At 60.3% G+C, this 2,633-nt stretch carries 2 protein-coding genes and 1 pseudogene; 1 reads left to right on the top strand and 2 read right to left on the bottom strand.

The window, feature by feature from the left end; translation table 11 throughout:
- Positions 1 to 135: 135 nt before the first annotated feature.
- Both D7X99_RS41695 and D7X99_RS41690 read right to left on the bottom strand, forming a co-directional pair.
- A complete protein-coding gene (locus tag D7X99_RS41695; RefSeq protein ID WP_306414561.1) occupies positions 136 to 687 on the bottom strand; it encodes a DUF1629 domain-containing protein in 552 nt (183 codons plus the stop codon).
- Positions 688 to 711: 24 nt separating this feature from the next.
- Positions 712 to 2,040 carry an AHH domain-containing protein gene (locus D7X99_RS41690; protein WP_121782557.1) on the bottom strand — a complete coding sequence of 443 codons (1,329 nt, stop codon included), beginning with the start codon at positions 2,038 to 2,040 and terminating at the stop codon, positions 712 to 714.
- Positions 2,041 to 2,371: 331 nt separating this feature from the next.
- Between D7X99_RS41690 and D7X99_RS41685 the strand changes: the two are divergent.
- Positions 2,372 to 2,633, top strand: a pseudogene (locus D7X99_RS41685) (IS4 family transposase); the annotation flags it as partial.

Below are 2,633 nucleotides of genomic sequence, written 5' to 3'. Positions count from 1 at the left end.
TATTACCAGGCCATTCCCATGATGAAGGAGGAGCGATTGCGGCCTCTCGTCGAGCGCTTCGCCGAACTCCTCCACCAGCACCCTGTCTTCAAAGAAGCGCTCGGCTTCATATGAGGGGATGGCTCAGGGGACGGTTCAGACCTCGTCGAAACGCGCACCCGAGGCGCCGACCCGCTCTAGCTCTTCCTTTATTTCTTCGTCGATGATGATTGGCGAGGCCCATCCCCATAAACGAAATACACGCTCAGATTCAACCTTCGCCTTGTCTATGCGAAGACCTGAGACGACATGATACTGACCAATCTTTTCAGGCTCATCATCTTCCGGTGCCCACCGTCGAGCTTCTTCGCATGCCGCGTCGTCAATGGCGCGAACCGTGCGCGCAACGTTCAGAAGAAAGAAGGGCTCGGCCTGTCCCTCAATCTTCACCGGAAAGAGCTGCACGTCATTGGGCGCCAAAGCACGAAACACATTCGCAGATGAAGCCTTCACGATTGGAGCCTGACCTGCGCCGGCAAAGTCGATATCGAGCGCCTTGCCGGGCCTGGAAAGCGGTATGGATAACGGCCCTGGGTCGGCAATTCTCCTTCCGTCAAGAAATTGCCAGATGTCGTCAATCTGTCGACCCGAAAGGTCTGTTGGTTCTGAGAGATACCAACGCCCCTTCACGTACACGTCGATCTTCAAGTCAAAGTAGCGTCTCACCATGCCTTAGTTCCCAGCAGCCTTCGTAATTAGCATTCGCAGCTTACTTCCCTCCGTTGTCAGGTCCCGCGCAATCCTACCTAACTCCCTAGTCAAACCGCCCCGGCACTGCGCAACATCTCGGCATCCTTTCATTGCCAACGTGAGGCGCCGAAAGATCTCCTCATGATACCCACGGGGATGTGGTCCCTGGTGCCCACTGATACGAACTTGGTTGGCACGATCACTCATCTTCATATCGGCTTGCTTAAAAAAGTTCTCAAATAGAGGTGTCCACGGCCCTCCTGAAGCGGACGAAACCTCGTTCTTGTCCGTGCAAATGTGGTGTACCTCCCCATCTGGGTCCCCCTGAATGCCGCTCCCAGCTCCCCCGGTAGGTAGAGTCCCCACACCAGCGCCGGGGCCCATGGCGACCGCGGCAACAGCAGTCGGAGCAAGCGCAATGTTGAGGACCCCAGCAGACGAAATTGAAATCGACTGGACCCCTCCCGACAGCGCGCCGGCAAGCACGAAGCCCCCTTCTGCCTCTGCCCTGACCGCCGCCTGAGCGAAGCCCGGCATTCTCGGCCCCTGAGCCGCCATCGCGTTCTTGCCGCCGAGCGCCGACAGGGCGACGATCACCAGCACGCGAGCGCCGTTGTCTCCAAGGATTTTTCCGAAGCGATGCCCCGCGCGCTCCAGCTCCGAAACGTTCGCGGCGTCCCTCGATTCGTCCATGAGGCGCAGGAACCCCTGCCCGAGATTCCACACCGGACCTGTGCCGAGATACGCAATCAGCGACGCAGTTAGCGCAACTGCAATGACCTTCGTAATTGGCTCAGGCGCGACGAGCATCACAAGCGCCGTCCCGATCATCGTCGTCACCATGGCCCGCAGAGCCGCCCCGTTCACCATGTCTCGGATGGCATCCTCGACGCCTTCCCAGACCGTATCGAGCGCGAAGTAGAGCGCCATCATACGGCGTTCCATCGGCCCGAACGTAAGCCCACCGGCCAGCATCCCCATGCAGCCGTTGGGGTCGTCCTGCCGCTGGCAAATTCGCTCATAGGCCGACGGGACGGCTCGCCCTTGAGCGCCGTCAACGACTCCACCATTCGACGCGAGCAGGGAGCGACGGTCATCCCGTTCAACTTCCTTGAACGCGACATCTAATTTCATGTCGAGCACAAGCTGCGTGACAGCTTGCTTGAAGGCATCCCGCCCTATCTCGACAGGGTCGGACTCAATGGGCGTGTAGCTAATTGTCTTGCCGTATCCCGTGTTGAGGTTGACGACCCGAGTCGTAGCGCATCCGGCCGTCAGCAGCATCAGCACGGCTATTGCGAAAGCTCTCATGTGGCCCCCAGGTTCAGCCGCCAGCATCAGCAGCGATCCGCCACATACCAATCGGATCTGACAACCTCAAAAGCTCGCTAGAATTCGTGGCTATCGGTAGACATTTCCACCCAAGACGAACGCCCCATTGACAAGCGGCATGCTGTAGGCAGCGACATGCCTTGTCGGCAGCAGGTACGCGCCGAGCAGCTCGTTTCCCAGCCACCCGGACGGCCATTCCTCCAGTCCGGGCCCAGGGCTGAGAGATCCCCTCATTTCGGCAAGCTGATCGCCAGCCGCCTGCCTGACAGGCCCGTGCGAGGCGGAGTGGTGGGGCGCAGGAAGAGAAGCCATGCTGGGACGCAAGGTGGCCATCAACGAAGAGCAGGTGCTGAGGTTCCTGGAGAGCTTGTTCGAGGAGGACCTGCACGCCAAGAGAGTGCTGTCGCTGGCGCACGCGACGTTGGGCGGGGTGCACGCCGCGTCGCTGTCGGTGCACGCGATTGGCCAGGCGCTGGCGTGGGCGCGAGGCGGGGTGCAGAAGCACGGCATCAAGCAGGTGGACCGGCTGCTGTCCAACGAGGCGGTGGACGTGTGGAAGCTGGCGGCTTCGT

Origin of the sequence: Corallococcus sp. AB032C, from assembly GCF_003668935.1 — a bacterium.
GTDB classification, from domain to species: Bacteria; Myxococcota; Myxococcia; order Myxococcales; family Myxococcaceae; genus Corallococcus; species Corallococcus exiguus.
This window is presented reverse-complemented; position numbering and strand designations above follow the sequence as displayed.